The following is a 14,588-nucleotide window of genomic DNA, read 5'->3' as shown; positions in this document are numbered from 1 at the left end:
GGTGCTGATGACTGACGTCAACCGGCTGCCCGTACTCGTTTCCCTGCAACACCTGTCTTTCCAGTTCGCCAATGGCGATACCTTGCTGGAAGCTATCAACCTGTCCATCGATCACACGCCGACCGGGATTGTCGGGCGTAATGGCCGTGGCAAAAGTGTCCTCGCCAAGCTGATCGCCGGTGTGCTCCAGCCCTCCTCCGGCACACTCGACGGCAATGCCCGTGTGGCCTATGTCGCGCAGAGCCTGAGCGTCCAACCCGGTGAAAGCATCGCCCAGGTCACCCGCACCGCCGAAGGCTTGGCCGCGCTTGAGCGTATGGCATCGGGTGAGGCCCGCGCCGATGACTTCGAGCGGATTGATGAGCGCTGGGACCTGGCCGAACGCCTGCGCGCGGCGCTGGATGGGGCGGGCTTGCAAGCGCTGGGCTTCGATACGCCGGCCGCTCAACTGAGTGGCGGCCAACTGGCCCGCGTCGCAGTGATCGGCGCGCTGTTGGCCGCTCCGGATTTGCTGGTATTGGATGAGCCCACCAACCACCTCGACAGCCTGGGCCGCGACTGGCTGCTGCGCATCCTGGGCCAGTGGCGTGGTGGCCTGGTCGTCGTCAGCCATGATCGACAGTTGCTCAACACCTTGGGGCGCATCGTCGAGCTTTCCCCGCTGGGCATGCGCGTCTATGGCGGCAACTACGATGCTTACCGCCAGCAACGCGACACTGAACAACACGCAGCGGTTGCAGCCCTGGAGCACGCCAGGCTTGAACGTAGCCGCGAACGCAAGCGCCTGCAAAAGGATAACGACAGCCTGCAGCGCAATGCCGCCCGCGCGCGCAAACACGCAGAAACCGCCAACGTTGACCGGTTCACCAAGGCCCGCTGGAAAGGCGCCGCCACGGAAATCGTCAGTACCGTACGCAGCGCCCACCACGCGCATAAACACCAACTCGACCAGCAGGTGCGCCAAGCCTACGAACGCGTCGTGGACGAGACGCCCACTCTGCTCGCCCTGCCCGGTTCAAGGCTGCCCAATGGTCGACACGTGGTGACGCTCGAACAGGCCCAATTGCCGTGGCTCGATGCGCAGCAGTCTTCTACCTACGTCACATTGAACCTGATGGGGCCTGTGCGCGTGGCGGTACGCGGGCCGAACGGTTGCGGCAAATCCACCCTGCTCAAACTGCTTGCGGGGCACTGGCGGGCGGTCGGCGGCGAATGTGCCGTGCACGTCACCCACGCGTATATCGACCAGCATCTGGCGCTACTGGACGACCGACGCTCCATCGTCGAACAGCTGAACCTGCTCGACACGCCGCTGGCCGAAGCCGAACTGCGCACACGCCTGGCCTTGCTGCAACTGGATGCGCAGCGCGTCACCCAGCCTACCGGCCAGTTAAGTGGCGGCGAGCGGTTGAAAGCTGCAATGGCGATTGCCTTGTGGCGCGAAATCCCGGCGCAACTGTTGTTGCTGGACGAGCCCACCAACCATCTGGACCTGGAATCGGTGCTCGCTTTTGAGCAGGCGCTGCGCGGCTTTACCGGGGCCATGTTGGTGGTGTCGCATGACGAGGCGTTTGTACAGGCGCTCAGGCCGACCCATCGGTTGGACTGGCATCCGGCGGGCTGGCGACTGGAATCTGTCTGAGGTCATTGCGCCAACCCGCAAAGCCTCTTACGGTAGTGGCCGAATAATCTCATCGAGGAGCCGCTCCATGCTGCCTTCGTCCCGCACGCCCTACGCCAATGCCGCGCTGGCCCACCGCCAACGCTGGCGTGGCCGGGTCGGCTTGTTGCTGGTGGCCAGCCTTTCGGTGCTGGCCGGCATGACCGATGCCATCGGCTTCATGGCCAGCGGGGACTTCGTGTCATTCATGAGCGGCAACACCACCCGCCTGGCCGTGGCGATGGGCGCCGGTGATCTGGGCCTGATCGGGCGCCTGCTGTTGTTGATCGCCACGTTCGTCATCGGCAACGCCTTGGGTGTAGTGGTCAGCCGCCTGGGCCGTCGGCATGCCCTGCCCTTGCTGTTGTGTATCGCCGTGCTGTTGAGCGCCGCCGGCTTATGGCCTTTCGCCGATACCTTGCCTGCCTTGCTGGCAGCGATCACCGCCATGGGCATGCTCAATGCAGCCGTGGAAGAGGTCAATGGCCTGCCCGTCGGGCTGACCTATGTGACGGGGGCACTGTCACGCTTTGGTCGTGGGCTGGGACGCTGGATGCTGGGCGAACGACGCAACGGGTGGCGGGTACAGTTGATCCCGTGGGCAGGCATGTTCGTGGGGGCGGTGATCGGCGCGGTGCTGGAGCATCAATGGGGGCTGAAGGCGCTGTTGGTCAGTGCCGCCCTGGCCGCATTGCTGGGCTTGATATCGCTGAAGATTCCCCGGCGCTGGCACCTGGGCTACATGCCGCGATAACGAGCAAAGAGGCCCGCCCGACGTTTAGGCCTCGACATCCGTGTACCGGTAAAGAGCCATCACGTCGAGCGAGCGGATGAATAATAAGCCAATGCTCGGCGCCTGTCGCGCCAGGCATTTCTGAATAATTCTAAAGCAACGGACTACAGGCAGGTCGCGAGGGCGGCCTGGCGACGCTTGGCAGGCATCGTGTCTTCGGCTGCGTAATACTTGACGGTAGAGCCGGCACCCGCGGCGCGCACGTCTACAAAGTAGGCACCGTCAGTGGTGTACACCGTGAAACCATCTGACTCCAACGGTTCCTTGAAGCCTCCGGCGTCCACGCCGAACACCGCCTCGTCCTGCCAGCCGAACTGCACGCATTGGGCAACTACCAACGGGGCCTTGTCCGAAGCCAGGGTTTTATAGGGCTGGCCTGCACGCGCCTCTTTCATCTTCGTGCCGGCGCAACCGGACAGCGCCGCCGCCATCATGACGCCCATTACTACCTTACGCATGCCATCGCCTCCATGGAAAAACCGCGACTGTACCACCGCCGCAGGCTTAACTGACGCGCACATGAACTTTGTTTCACGGTAAAAGCACAATGCGCCATCTATAGTTGCCTGGCTCATTTTTAAGAAGTCTTCCTTCTGCCCGCCCTCCCGCGGGCATTTTTTCGCCTGCGCTTCAGAAGTACCAACGAAACAGATAGAACAGCGCCATGCTCAGCAACACCGTGATCAGCACGCTGCGCGTCCAGAACATCAGCGCCACCGCGCAGATACCCGCGAGCAGATAAGGGTTGGTCGGGCTCAGGTTGAGCCGGTGATCGGCGAGAAAAATGATCGGCCCGCAAATCGCCGTGAGCATGCCCGGCACCGCAAACCCGAGGAACTCTCGGGCGCCGCGATTAAGGCGCACCGGCAGACGCGGCTCGATAAACAGGTAACGGTTGAAAAATACCACCAGGCCCATGGCGACTATCATCAAGTAGATCATGCCTGCCCTACCCCCAGCCGCTTGCACGCATAGCCTGCACTCATGCCCAGCAAGCCCGAGACCACCACCGCCGACTCCCAGCGCAAAAAGCTCAACCCTACCGAGCACAACAGCGAGATCGCCACGCAGACCACCGTCGGTACGTCGCGCACCACTGGGGTGATCAAGGCAATGAAAGTCGCCGCGATGGAAAATTCCAACCCCAGTTGATCAAGCCCGGGGATGCTTTTGCCGAGCACGATGCCGGCCAGGGTAAACAGGTTCCAGGCGATGTAAAACGTCAGGCCGACGCCCAGGGCATACCAGCGGTTGAATGTTTCACGGTCATAGTGGTTGACCAAGGCGAAGAACTCGTCGGTCAACAGAAACCCCAGGCTGACGCGCCAGCGTGTATTGAGTGCCGAGAGTGTCGGGCGCATGTGCATGCCGTACAGCAAATGTTGGGACGTCAGCAGCAGCGTGGTCAGGACGATGGATATCAGGCTCGCGCCACTCTTGACCATGCCGATCGCCACCAGTTGCGCGGCACCGGCAAAGACAATGGCGGACAAACCCTGGGCTTGCAGCGGCGTGAACTGCGCGTCGATTGCCATGGAGCCGGCGAGCAGCCCCCAGGGCGCACAGGCCAGGGATAACGGAATAACCGCGATTGCACCGCGAGCGAAGGCGTAATGAGGTAAGGCGGCAGGCATGGAAACGGCTCATCGACAGAGGGTCGACAAGCATGCCAGTGTCATACAGGGGCTGTCTTGAACGATCTTGCTCAGGCGAGTTTTACCGATACCTGTTCGACCGAGTCTCGCGCTTCGCGCAGCTCGTAGGCGTCCTGGTTGAGCCGGTGAATGGTATTGAGCAGGCGTTGGCGCAGCACTTCATCGCCGACTTTTTCGACGGCACGCATCAAGTCAAACGCCGCGGTTTCGTTATTGTCCGCGACGGAATCGAGGGTCTTGCGCAGGTTGCGAGTGGCACGGGTCACGCGGGATCTTCCTTCATCAGCAATGGGCAGGCACTTTAGGACATTCATGTTTCATTTTAATTTCAATCACTTGTGTGTCGATTGCGGTAGATTTGATCCACGTCAATGGTTTCAGGGTTTGACCTCGCAACGCGCCTACCCTTCGGCGCAATTGTTCCCACACAAAGACGAACTTTGCCCACGCGAACTGATCCATGCCTTGGATGACAAAGTGCCATGGTTGGCGCAGCGACGCGTAGCGTCTGGATACAATAGGCCCAACACCATAACCGGCCGGCACCTGTTGCCGAGCCATCGGAGCGTTCATTCATGCTTGTCGCCGTTGCGATTTTTCTCTTCACCATCATCCTGGTCATCTGGCAGCCCAAAGGGCTGGGCGTCGGCTGGAGCGCCACCTTGGGGGCAATCCTGGCCCTGGCCTGCGGAGTGATCAGCCTGTCGGACATCCCGGCGGTGTGGCACATCATCTGGAACGCCACCGGTACGTTTGTGGCGCTGATCATCATCAGCCTGTTGCTCGACGAGGCCGGCTTCTTTGCCTGGACCGCGCTGCACGTGGCGCGCTGGGGCCAAGGGCGTGGGCGGCGGTTGTTTGCCTATATGGTATTGCTCGGCGCGCTGGTGTCGGCACTGTTCGCCAATGACGGCGCGGCACTGATCCTCACGCCCATTGTGATGTCGATGCTGCTGGCGTTGCGTTTCTCTCCGGCAGCGACCCTCGCCTTCGTCATGGGCGCCGGGTTTATCGCGGACACGGCCAGCCTGCCGCTGGTGGTGTCGAACCTGGTGAACATCGTCTCGGCGGATTACTTCAAGATCGGTTTCAACCAATACGCCGCCGTCATGGTGCCGGTGAACCTGGTCAGCGTCGCGGCCACCCTGGCGGTGCTGCTGTGGTTCTTCCGCCGCGACATTCCACAGGCCTACAACCCAGACGACCTGGAAGACCCGGCCAGGGCCGTTCACGACCGTGCGACCTTTCGCGCCGGTTGGTGGGTACTCGGTATTTTGCTGATCGGTTGCTTTGCCCTGGAGCCGCTGGGTATTCCCATCAGTGCGATTTCTGCGGTGTGCGCGGTGCTGCTGTTGGTCATCGCGGCCAAAGGCCACAAGATCTCCACGCGCAAGGTGCTCAAGGAAGCCCCCTGGCAGATCGTGATCTTTTCCCTGGGCATGTACCTGGTGGTCTACGGGCTGCGCAACGCCGGCCTGACGACCTACCTGGCCACCTGGCTGGACACCTTCGCCACCTACGGGGTGTGGGGCGCGGCGATGGGCACCGGCGTGCTCACCGCGTTGCTGTCATCGGTCATGAACAACCTGCCGACGGTGCTGATCGGTGCCCTGTCCATCGAGTCCAGCCATGCGGTGGGCGTGATCAAGGACGCGATGATCTACGCCAACGTGATCGGCAGCGACCTGGGCCCGAAAATCACGCCTATCGGCAGCCTGGCCACCTTGTTATGGCTGCATATCCTGGCGCGCAAAGGCATCACCATTACCTGGGGCTACTACTTCAGGGTCGGGATCGTACTGACCCTGCCGGTGCTGTTGATCACCCTGGCCGCGCTCGCGCTGCGCCTGAGTGTCTGAAGGCGGTGCCACGTACACTTTTCAGCGCCCTGGCGAGCATGGACTGACCCTGCCGTTTTTTGCAGGTTTCATGCTGGCCTCGGTGTTGTCATGTTTTTTGGAAGTTATATATATCGTAACTTCCCCCTGCCTCTTGTCTGAATGAACTCTGAACGCCGGATCATTTAATTAATCATGCGTTGACATTTTGTAACTGGCTGAGTAGATTGCCCCTGCCCGCAATTGGGGGCCTTTTTTAAACCTCACAAAAGAAGCCAATGGACACAGTATCTAGTCGCTGTCCGAGCACCGCCTCTGCGGGCATCGGGCGCCAAACCCAGAATATGACAGGACTCGCCTCCCCGGTCCGGTAAGCTGCGCTAGAGCTTGATGCTCCACCGTAACTGCCTCGCCGGTCGCTTGTCCGGTCCCGAGGTGTGTTATGACCCTTCAACCCTTTGTTTTGCCTGATATCCGCTCGCTGGCCTCGGCCCTGCGAGCCAAGCTATGCCGCATGCCCGTGGGCTTTTCGCCTACCCGCTCGCCCTTTGCCGCAACCTCTCCCCAAGTACGCCCGGCTCCAATGCTGGCGCACTGGCGTGTCTGCCCCACCACTGGCCAACTGGTTCAGCACTGGGATCACGCCGACCCTCAAGACCCGCAGAGACGGAACGTTTCCAGCCTCGTTCAAGCGAGCCTGATGCTTAGCCTCTATGTGAGCGCTCGCACAGCCTGAGCCTGCTGGAAACCACAACTTTCCCGATTAACCTTCTGGAGTTCTTTATGAACAAGTCCAGTAGTAGCCCGCTGCGCGCTAATTAATTAACGCGCACTAAGCGGGCCTTGTAGAAGTTATTAAGCACTTTATTTAAACCGATCGCGAAGTCCGCGGCTCGGCATGCTTTCGCTCGCCTGCAATCAGGTAAGTACCGGGTATGTTTTGTCGAGAATTGGCGACAGGAGTACAGACAATGAGCGCCGTAAAAAACACGCCTCTGCACAAGAAAAATGGCACTGCAAGCGACACCAAACTGTCGATGCGTGCCGCCCGCGAAGCCCAGAACGGCCTGTCGGCCACCCTCGCCAATGTACGGGCGACCCAGGACGGCCTGACCGAACTGGATGCCTCGGCACGTCTACAGCGCGAAGGCTATAACGAGGTGGCCCATGACAAGCCGCCTCACGCCATCGTCCAGTTCCTGCAGGCACTGAACAACCCTTTTATCTATGTCCTGCTGACCCTGGGCGGCATCAGCTTTGTCACCGACTGCTGGCTGCCGATGCGGGACGGCGAAGAGGCCGACCCGACCAAGGTCATCATCATCATGACCATGGTGTTGCTCAGCAGCCTGTTGCGCTTCTGGCAGGAACACCGCTCGGCCAAGTCCGCCGAAGCGCTCAAGGCGATGGTCCGCACCACCGCCACCGTGCTGCGCCGCGAGCAAGTGGGCGCCCAGCCCAGCCTGCGCGAAGTGCCGATGCGTGAACTGGTGGCCGGCGATATCGTGCAGTTGTCGGCCGGCGACATGATCCCGGCGGATATCCGCCTGATCGAATCCCGTGACCTGTTTATCAGCCAGGCGGTGCTGACCGGCGAAGCCTTGCCGGTCGAGAAGTACGACACCCTGGGTGATGTGACGCAAAAGTCGGCGTCCTCGTTGGCGGCCGACCAGGGCAACCTGCTGGACCTGCCGAACATCTGCTTCATGGGCACCAACGTGGTCAGCGGCCGGGCCAAGGCCGTGGTGGTCGCCACCGGGCCGCGCACCTACTTCGGTTCCCTGGCCAAAGCGATCGTCGGCTCCCGTGTGCAAACCGCCTTCGACCGTGGGGTGAACAGCGTCAGCTGGCTGCTGATCCGCTTCATGCTGGTGATGGTGCCGATCGTGTTCCTGCTCAACGGTTTCTCCAAAGGTGATTGGGGCGATGCGTTCCTGTTCGCCCTGGCGGTTGCTGTGGGCCTCACCCCGGAAATGCTGCCGATGATCGTCAGCGCCAACCTGGCCAAGGGCGCCACCGCCATGGCCAAGCGCAAAGTAGTGGTCAAGCGCCTGAATGCGATCCAGAACTTCGGTTCGATGGATGTGCTGTGCACCGACAAGACCGGCACCCTGACCCAGGACAAAATCATCCTCGAACACCACGTCAATGCCTTTGGCCAACGTGACGATGCGGTGCTGTCGCTGGCCTGGCTCAACAGCTTCCACCAGAGCGGCATGAAGAACCTGATGGACCAGGCCGTGGTGCAGTTCTCGGAGCAGAACCCCAAGTTCCAGGTGCCATTTGCCTACAGCAAAGTGGATGAATTGCCGTTCGACTTTGTACGCCGCCGCCTGTCGATCGTCGTCAAGGATGCTGCCGGCGATCAGCTGCTGGTGTGCAAGGGCGCCGTGGAAGAGATGCTGAGCATTTCCACCCACGTGATGGAAGGCAGCGATGCCGTGCCGCTGGATGAGCGCCGCCGTGAAGAGTTGCTGGCGCTGGCCAACGACTACAACGAGGATGGTTTCCGCGTACTGGTGGTCGCAACGCGCAACATTCCCCAATCCCTGGCGCGCCAACAGTACACCCCTGCCGATGAGCGCAACCTGGTGATCCAGGGCTTCCTGACCTTCCTCGATCCGCCAAAGGAAACCGCGGGCCCGGCCATTGCCGCACTGCAGGAAATTGGTGTTGCCGTCAAAGTGCTCACCGGCGACAACGCGGTAGTCACCGCCAAGATCTGCCGCCAGGTTGGCCTCGAACCCGGCCAGCCGCTGCTGGGCGTGGATATCGAAGCCATGGACGACGCTACCCTGCTGCGCCGCGTGGAAGAACGCACGGTGTTTGCCAAGCTGACACCGCTGCAGAAATCCCGGGTGCTCAAGGCCCTGCAAGCCAACGGCCATACCGTGGGTTTCCTGGGCGACGGTATCAACGATGCGCCGGCGCTGCGCGATGCCGACGTGGGTATTTCGGTCGACACCGCCACGGATATCGCCAAGGAATCGGCGGACATCATCCTGCTGGAAAAGAGCCTGATGGTGCTGGAAGAAGGCGTGCTCAAGGGCCGCGAAACCTTCGGCAATATCATGAAGTACCTGAACATGACCGCCAGCTCCAACTTCGGCAACGTGTTCTCGGTACTGGTAGCCAGTGCGTTCATTCCGTTCATGCCGATGCTGGCGATCCACCTGCTGCTGCAAAACCTGATGTACGACATCTCCCAGCTGGCCTTGCCGTGGGACAAGATGGACAAGGAATACCTGGCCAAACCGCGTAAGTGGGATGCGCAAAACATCGGCCGCTTCATGATCTGGATCGGGCCGACCTCGTCGATCTTCGACATCACCACCTTTGCCCTGATGTGGTACGTGTTCAGCGCCAACAGTGTGGAAATGCAGACCCTGTTCCAGTCCGGCTGGTTCATCGAAGGGCTGCTCTCGCAAACCCTGGTGGTGCATATGCTGCGCACCCGCAAGATCCCGTTCTTTCAGAGCACGGCGGCCTGGCCGGTGCTGATGATGACCTGCCTGGTGATCGCTCTGGGGATCTACGTGCCGTTCTCGCCGCTGGGCACCCTGGTGGGCTTGCAACCGCTGCCGCTGGCGTACTTCCCATGGCTGGTCGGCACCCTGCTCGCCTACTGCTGCGTGGCCCAATTGATGAAAACGATCTACATCCGCCGCTTCAAGCAGTGGTACTGATCGCTCCCGCCGTTTAAACGGTGGCGGCCGCAGGGTCGCCACCGCGCATCACAAGGATTCGAACATGCGCGTCTTGATCTGTGCAGGTCGTCATTACGCCGACACCCAGAAGTCCCGCCAAGTGCTGGACGCTTACCACCGCCTGCGCCCGATGCAGGTATTGATTCACGGCGGCAACCAATTCCTCGGCAGCAACATTGAGGAGTGGGCGCGGGAAATGGGCATCGATGTGGTGCGTTACCCGTGCAATTGGCAACGCCATGGCAAACAGGCGGAACGCCAACGCAATCATTTCATGCTGACCGACAGCCGACCCGACGTGATCATCGCCCTGCCAGGCGGTGACGACACCTCGGAGCTGGTCAGCCAGGCCAAAGCCAGCGGCATTTCGGTGCTGACCGTAGAAAGCTGAATTCAAGCGAGGTGCATCATGCACAAAAAACACACCCCTCATCGCCCGGATGGGTTTGCCAAATATCGCGCACGTCACTATCGGGGGGCTCGCCATACGCTGTTGCTGTTACCGCCGGCCAAGCGCCGCGCGCTGCAACGCAACCTGATCTTCATTGGCGCGAGCCTGGGCCTTGTTCTGCTCATCGCGATGTGTTCCAAGGCCCAGGCAGCCGGTGGCGCCTACGTGGTCGACGACGGCGCGGTCAATGATCCGGGCACCTGCAACGTCGACGCCTGGTACAGCGTCAACCGGCACCAAGGCAACATCCATAACGAAACCCTGAACCCGGCCTGCACGTTCAGCGCGCTGCCGGCGGTACAATGGAGTGCGGCGCTGTCGCGTGCCAGCAATGCGGGGGATGCCGAGACGCAGGTCAGCCCGCAAGTCAAAGCCCAGGTGTGGTCACGGCAAGATCTGGGATTGCAACTGGCGGTGTCCGCCACCAGCCACTTCGCCTTGGACCGCGCGCATGCCTTTGACGGCGCCGACTTCAACGTGCCTCTGACCTGGCAACCCGTTGAAGCACTGCGCTTGAACTTCAATGGCGGTTGGACCCACGCCTATAACGGTGGTGAACAGCAGCACCGGCTGACGTGGGGCACAGGTTTCGAGTACCAGCTAGCCGATGCACTCACGCTGATCGGTGAGCGCTATGGCCAGGAAGGCGGCGACCAGGCCTGGCAGGCCGGGCCGCGCTTTCACGTGGGTCAGCTGATCGACATCGACCTGCTGGTTGGGCAAAGCCTCAACGAGGATCACAACCAGTGGTTGACCACGGGTGCCACCCTGCGTTTTTAAGCTTTCGCCTGCTGCTCCAGGTGCAGTTGCAACTGCGGGTCGATTTGCAACTGCCCGGCCAGCTCATCCAGGTAAGCGCGTTCCGCCTCCTGTTGATCGTTGACCAGCATCACGCTGGCCAGGTAGATCTCCGACGCCACTGCCGGGTCATCGGCATACTCGGCAAAATCCCCGGCATTCAGTGGCTTGGCGACTTCGGCGTCGAGCCATTGTTGCAACTGGGGGTCATCGGTATGCCGGCCAATCTCGGCTGAGATCATCTGCCGCTCTTGCTCATCGATCTTGCCATCGGCCTTGGCTGCCGCGATCAATGCGCGCAGCACGGCATGGCTATGGGCTTCGGCATCCGCCCCGTCGAGTTGGTCGACCGTCTGGATTGCCTGCTGCGGCGCACTGGCCTGCTGGCGCTGCCACGCCTGGTACGCCTGGAAAGCCGCTATCCCCAACGACGCCAGCGCCGCGTAATTCATCCCACCGGAGCGCTGCTGCGTGGCACCGCCCGCAGGCGCACCGCCCAATAAACCGCCGAGACCACCCAGCAATCCGCCCAAACCGCCCCCGGCCGAAGCACTATTGCCCGTACTGTTGAGTAACCCTCCGAGCAACCCGCCCAAGCCGCCCAGGCCACCGCCTGAAGCACCGCTGTTTTGCTGGCCCGCGCGCAGCAGTTGTTCCAATAGATCGCTGGTGTTCATGGTGTCGCCCTCCCAGGGCGCAATATGGGCGTTCAACAACCATAGCCTGCCCCTGTCGGAATACCAAGACCGCCGAGCAGGCACGCCTTATGATGGCGCCATTACACCGTTGAAGGAGCACACAGGTGAACCGTATCGAGCACGTTGCGTTGATGGCGAGCTACAACCAGTGGATGAACCAGAAGGTCTATGCTGCTGCCGGCCAATTGCCGGACGCCGCGTTGAGCGCAGACCGGCAGGCGTTCTTCGGCTCGATCCTCGGCACCCTGAACCACCTTGCACTGGGCGATACGGTCTGGCTCAAACGCTTCGCCCAACACCCGGCAGGCTTTGCGGCGCTGGCACCCTTGAGTTCGATCGCAACACCCACCGACCTCAAGCAACTGGCGTTCGCCGATATTCGTGAGCTTTCTGCCCGACGCGCCTGGCTGGATCAGTTGATACTCGATTGGGTCAACACCTTGCGCGAGCCTGACCTGGATCATCGCCTGCAGTACTCCAACATGCGCGGCGTGGGGGCCAGCAAGCCGTTCTTTGGCTTGCTGGTGCACTTTTTCAATCACCAGACCCATCACCGGGGCCAGGCCACCACGCTGCTGAGCCAGGCAGGCGTGGACGTAGGTGTTACGGATCTATTGGCGTTGATTGACTGAGACAAACTCGGCGTAAGCCTGCAACAGGCGCGGGAAGTCCTCGGGTTCAGGCAATTGTGCAAAGCTTTCGACGGCGGGGGTGGAGGCCCAGGGCAGTTTTTCGCGGGTCCAGGTTTCCATGAAAGGTACATAGTCGCGGGCGTTATCGAGCAACGTGGCGCGCACATTGACGAACTCGTCGATGCCGTGGGGCCGGGTAAACAGCCAACTCATGCAATGCGGGCAGCAATAGTGGCGGTCCACACCCTGCAGCCCGCCGATGACCGGGCAGCCTTGGGTGATGGTAAACCCAGCGGCGGGAATCAAGGCGCTGAGGGAAAACGCGCTGGAGGTCATTTTCTGGCAACCACGGCAATGGCAGGCCATGGTGATCACCTCGGGCAAACTGACACTGAAGCGCACCCGGTTACAGCGGCAACTGCCCTCCAGCGGCTGGTGTACGACGCTCATCATTCATTCCTTTTCATGATTGTGAACGCCACAGGGTAGCGTGAACCGAATGCTGAGAACACCGCACGCCATATCGCCAGCAATGCCGCTTCGCACATTGCCAGCGACTGAAGCAAGCGCCGGCAGGCGTCACTTCACCTTGCTGGCCAGGGTGTCGACCGTGTGTTTCAGATCATCAAGGCTGCGCTTCTGGTCTTCAAGGCTGCGTTTCTGATCCTGGGCATCGTCCTTGAGCCGCGACAGCTCACTGGAGCTGGAACTCGAACTGGAGCTGGAATTGCGCTTCAGGTCCTCCACTTCGCTTTTAAGCTTGTCGATGGTGTTCTTCTGATCCGCGACCGTGTGCTTCAAATCAGCCAACTGGCTGTCACTGGCGCTGGAGCTTGAGCCATCCTTACGCTTGAACTCTTCGAAATAGCGCGCCTGTTCGTCCAGTTGGCTTTTCAAACGCTGAAGCTCTTCCTCGTGACTTTTCTGATTGCTCTGCAAGCGCTCAATATCGTTCACCGTAAAATTGCTCGCCGCCAATACTTGCTGCTGACCGGCCCCCGCGGAACTGGTCGCAAGCCTGTCACCCGGCGAGGAACTGAATCCGCTCCATTCAAACTCATCCCCCGCCTGCGCTGTGCCTACGCTACCCACCGCCAACAACCCGATTACACTGACCGCAATCATCCAAGAAGGCTTACGCGCACTGAACATCAACTGATTCCTTTCCAGAATGCCGGGATGGCATATCGCTATGACTGCGCTTTCAGAATCTTGTTCCCGTCCCAGAGAAAACTCGAAAAGGGTCTGCTCGGGCGTTGTAGACTACTGATCTCACAAGCTTTTTTAACCCGGCTTTTAGGCAAGAACCTTGCACCAACGAGCCAGGCTCTATATATTCCCAACCCTGTTACACCGCGCTACCGCCCGAATGGCGAAACTGGTAGACGCATGGGACTTAAAATCCCCCGCTCGTAAGGGCGTCCCGGTTCGATTCCGGGTTCGGGCACCATAGATATCAAGGGCTTGCATGATGAACTTCATGCAGGCCCTTATCTTTTTTATTCCGCAATTTTACAAGCTGTTCCGCAATTGGATATTTACACCCCTCCCCGGCGTTCTGCCGACTAAGTCCCAAACCAACAACCGTTAACCCGATTAGACTCCGAGCCTGCCCATGCTTGCTACGGCTGTGGGGGAATCTTGGACGGTATGCCTGCATAATGACGCACTTGATGATCGGTTATGATGCGTGCGCCTATCGAAGAGAAAATGGAAATGCGCTTCAAATTGCTGGCCTTTGGCGCCGCTCTTCTCGTGGCGGTGGCCGATTACTTTCTACTACCTTCCGTTCTGATTGGACTGAGGTCAAACCCTCAAATACAGAGCTATAAGGCGAATCCCGACCTAACATTTCAGGTCGTCAGCCAGTGTAAGCAGACCGTTGGGGATACGGATGCTTGCTACCAGGCGTACAGCGCGGCAGTTCAGCTTTCGAACCTCAAGGGCTGCAGCAGTGATGTGATAGCAATAAAGCAGAGATTCAAGAGATTGGTTGAGCACAATCTCCCTGAGGCTATCGAGAGCGAGCTCGTCACAGAATGTGCCACGATTAAAAATTAAGAATCTATAGTGACTTGGCAATAGAAAACAGGGAGCGTTGAATGTCTTGCTGGAGACGTATCTTCTCTCGGAGCGCAAGCTCGACAATTGAGCCCAGTTTCGCCGCCGGCTTGCACGCTGAGGAGCTGGATGACGACCAAGGTTTACAGCCTGTGATAGCACCGTCAGAAACTGCCTACCACCCCCATGGTGGCCGACCGGAAAAACACACGCGCCATGAAAGGCACTCATGTTCAGGCAGACCTGCCACCACAAATTTCAGAAAAGGCCCAATTCTCTACCGGCGCAGCAGGCG

16 protein-coding genes and 1 tRNA gene are annotated in these 14,588 nt (G+C 60.2%); 10 read left to right on the top strand and 7 right to left on the bottom strand.

Annotated features, from left to right (window positions below; all coding sequences use genetic code 11):
* Positions 1–7 precede the first annotated feature (7 nt).
* Together ACQRBT_RS22075 and ACQRBT_RS22070 are read left to right on the top strand one after the other, a co-directional pair.
* Positions 8–1,642 carry an ABC-F family ATP-binding cassette domain-containing protein gene (locus ACQRBT_RS22075; protein ID WP_060752956.1) on the top strand — a complete coding sequence of 545 codons (1,635 nt, stop codon included), beginning with the start codon at positions 8–10 and terminating at the stop codon, positions 1,640–1,642.
* 67 nt (positions 1,643–1,709) lie between these two features.
* Positions 1,710–2,414, top strand: a complete 705-nt coding sequence (locus ACQRBT_RS22070; protein WP_412046096.1) for a YoaK family protein — start codon at positions 1,710–1,712, stop codon at positions 2,412–2,414.
* A 143-nt stretch (positions 2,415–2,557) separates the two neighbouring features.
* Here ACQRBT_RS22070 and ACQRBT_RS22065 read toward each other — a convergent pair whose 3' ends face one another.
* The 4 genes from ACQRBT_RS22065 to ACQRBT_RS22050 all read right to left on the bottom strand — a co-directional run bounded on the left by ACQRBT_RS22065 (position 2,558) and on the right by ACQRBT_RS22050 (position 4,374).
* Positions 2,558–2,911 carry a hypothetical protein gene (locus tag ACQRBT_RS22065; RefSeq protein ID WP_060752954.1) on the bottom strand — a complete coding sequence of 118 codons (354 nt, stop codon included), beginning with the start codon at positions 2,909–2,911 and terminating at the stop codon, positions 2,558–2,560.
* A 172-nt stretch (positions 2,912–3,083) separates the two neighbouring features.
* A complete protein-coding gene (locus ACQRBT_RS22060; protein ID WP_060752953.1) occupies positions 3,084–3,395 on the bottom strand; it encodes an AzlD domain-containing protein in 312 nt (103 codons plus the stop codon).
* Positions 3,392–4,087, bottom strand: coding sequence for an AzlC family ABC transporter permease (locus tag ACQRBT_RS22055; RefSeq protein ID WP_412046097.1), 696 nt, complete (start codon positions 4,085–4,087; stop codon positions 3,392–3,394). Before ACQRBT_RS22055 ends, ACQRBT_RS22060 begins: the two co-directional genes overlap by 4 nt.
* A 71-nt stretch (positions 4,088–4,158) precedes the next feature.
* The gene (locus ACQRBT_RS22050) at positions 4,159–4,374 is read right to left on the bottom strand and encodes a hypothetical protein (protein WP_060752951.1); all 216 of its coding nucleotides are present in this window, start codon (positions 4,372–4,374) and stop codon (positions 4,159–4,161) included.
* A 309-nt stretch (positions 4,375–4,683) separates the two neighbouring features.
* Here ACQRBT_RS22050 and ACQRBT_RS22045 point away from each other — a divergent pair, with 309 nt between their 5' ends.
* From ACQRBT_RS22045 to ACQRBT_RS22025, 5 genes are all read left to right on the top strand, one after another.
* Positions 4,684–5,967: an arsenic transporter gene (locus ACQRBT_RS22045; protein WP_161547999.1), complete on the top strand. Its 1,284-nt coding sequence runs from the start codon at positions 4,684–4,686 to the stop codon at positions 5,965–5,967.
* Positions 5,968–6,388: 421 nt separating this feature from the next.
* A complete protein-coding gene (locus ACQRBT_RS22040; protein WP_081086954.1) occupies positions 6,389–6,682 on the top strand; it encodes a hypothetical protein in 294 nt (97 codons plus the stop codon).
* Between the two features lie 235 nt (positions 6,683–6,917).
* The gene (gene mgtA / locus ACQRBT_RS22035; protein WP_244383427.1) at positions 6,918–9,632 is read left to right on the top strand and encodes a magnesium-translocating P-type ATPase; all 2,715 of its coding nucleotides are present in this window, start codon (positions 6,918–6,920) and stop codon (positions 9,630–9,632) included.
* A gap of 64 nt (positions 9,633–9,696) precedes the next feature.
* Positions 9,697–10,044, top strand: coding sequence for a DUF2493 domain-containing protein (locus tag ACQRBT_RS22030; RefSeq protein WP_060752947.1), 348 nt, complete (start codon positions 9,697–9,699; stop codon positions 10,042–10,044).
* An 18-nt stretch (positions 10,045–10,062) separates the two neighbouring features.
* Positions 10,063–10,884, top strand: coding sequence for a hypothetical protein (locus ACQRBT_RS22025; protein WP_060752946.1), 822 nt, complete (start codon positions 10,063–10,065; stop codon positions 10,882–10,884).
* On the opposite strand, the gene ACQRBT_RS22020 is transcribed toward ACQRBT_RS22025, so the two are convergent.
* The gene (locus tag ACQRBT_RS22020; RefSeq protein ID WP_412046098.1) at positions 10,881–11,579 is read right to left on the bottom strand and encodes a tellurite resistance TerB family protein; all 699 of its coding nucleotides are present in this window, start codon (positions 11,577–11,579) and stop codon (positions 10,881–10,883) included. The two genes, ACQRBT_RS22025 and ACQRBT_RS22020, sit on opposite strands and share 4 nt — an antisense overlap.
* 125 nt (positions 11,580–11,704) lie before the next feature.
* Here ACQRBT_RS22020 and ACQRBT_RS22015 point away from each other — a divergent pair, with 125 nt between their 5' ends.
* Positions 11,705–12,232 (top strand): DinB family protein, encoded by a 528-nt coding sequence (locus ACQRBT_RS22015; protein WP_090370922.1) that lies wholly within the window; start codon positions 11,705–11,707, stop codon positions 12,230–12,232.
* Here the strand turns inward: ACQRBT_RS22015 and ACQRBT_RS22010 are convergent.
* Positions 12,212–12,682: a GFA family protein gene (locus ACQRBT_RS22010; protein WP_090370920.1), complete on the bottom strand. Its 471-nt coding sequence runs from the start codon at positions 12,680–12,682 to the stop codon at positions 12,212–12,214. The two genes, ACQRBT_RS22015 and ACQRBT_RS22010, sit on opposite strands and share 21 nt — an antisense overlap.
* 129 nt (positions 12,683–12,811) lie before the next feature.
* Positions 12,812–13,384: a hypothetical protein gene (locus ACQRBT_RS22005; protein ID WP_412046099.1), complete on the bottom strand. Its 573-nt coding sequence runs from the start codon at positions 13,382–13,384 to the stop codon at positions 12,812–12,814.
* 211 nt (positions 13,385–13,595) lie between these two features.
* Between ACQRBT_RS22005 and ACQRBT_RS22000 the strand changes: the two genes are divergently transcribed.
* Positions 13,596–13,682: transfer RNA gene (locus ACQRBT_RS22000), tRNA-Leu, on the top strand.
* Between the two features lie 236 nt (positions 13,683–13,918).
* On the top strand, positions 13,919–14,293 hold the full coding sequence (locus ACQRBT_RS21995; protein ID WP_412046100.1) for a hypothetical protein: 375 nt from the start codon (positions 13,919–13,921) through the stop codon (positions 14,291–14,293).
* The last annotated feature ends 295 nt before the right edge of the window (positions 14,294–14,588 follow it).

This window comes from Pseudomonas sp. R19M (assembly GCF_050312585.1).
GTDB lineage: Bacteria > Pseudomonadota > Gammaproteobacteria > Pseudomonadales > Pseudomonadaceae > Aquipseudomonas > Aquipseudomonas palleroniana.
Note: the sequence above shows the minus strand (reverse complement) of the source record. Positions and strands in the feature narration are given on the sequence as shown.

Excerpts from the sequence above, each read along its gene's own strand:
- ACQRBT_RS22075 (WP_060752956.1), top strand. The coding sequence starts at position 8 with ATGACTGACGTCAACCGGCTGCCCGTACTCGTTTCCCTGCAACACCTG.
- ACQRBT_RS22070 (WP_412046096.1), top strand. The coding sequence starts at position 1,710 with ATGCTGCCTTCGTCCCGCACGCCCTACGCCAATGCCGCGCTGGCCCAC.
- ACQRBT_RS22065 (WP_060752954.1), bottom strand. The coding sequence starts at position 2,911 with ATGCGTAAGGTAGTAATGGGCGTCATGATGGCGGCGGCGCTGTCCGGT.
- ACQRBT_RS22060 (WP_060752953.1), bottom strand. The coding sequence starts at position 3,395 with ATGATCTACTTGATGATAGTCGCCATGGGCCTGGTGGTATTTTTCAAC.
- ACQRBT_RS22055 (WP_412046097.1), bottom strand. The coding sequence starts at position 4,087 with ATGCCTGCCGCCTTACCTCATTACGCCTTCGCTCGCGGTGCAATCGCG.
- ACQRBT_RS22045 (WP_161547999.1), top strand. The coding sequence starts at position 4,684 with ATGCTTGTCGCCGTTGCGATTTTTCTCTTCACCATCATCCTGGTCATC.
- ACQRBT_RS22040 (WP_081086954.1), top strand. The coding sequence starts at position 6,389 with ATGACCCTTCAACCCTTTGTTTTGCCTGATATCCGCTCGCTGGCCTCG.
- mgtA (WP_244383427.1), top strand. The coding sequence starts at position 6,918 with ATGAGCGCCGTAAAAAACACGCCTCTGCACAAGAAAAATGGCACTGCA.
- ACQRBT_RS22030 (WP_060752947.1), top strand. The coding sequence starts at position 9,697 with ATGCGCGTCTTGATCTGTGCAGGTCGTCATTACGCCGACACCCAGAAG.
- ACQRBT_RS22025 (WP_060752946.1), top strand. The coding sequence starts at position 10,063 with ATGCACAAAAAACACACCCCTCATCGCCCGGATGGGTTTGCCAAATAT.
- ACQRBT_RS22020 (WP_412046098.1), bottom strand. The coding sequence starts at position 11,579 with ATGAACACCAGCGATCTATTGGAACAACTGCTGCGCGCGGGCCAGCAA.
- ACQRBT_RS22010 (WP_090370920.1), bottom strand. The coding sequence starts at position 12,682 with ATGAGCGTCGTACACCAGCCGCTGGAGGGCAGTTGCCGCTGTAACCGG.
- ACQRBT_RS22005 (WP_412046099.1), bottom strand. The coding sequence starts at position 13,384 with ATGTTCAGTGCGCGTAAGCCTTCTTGGATGATTGCGGTCAGTGTAATC.
- ACQRBT_RS21995 (WP_412046100.1), top strand. The coding sequence starts at position 13,919 with ATGCGTGCGCCTATCGAAGAGAAAATGGAAATGCGCTTCAAATTGCTG.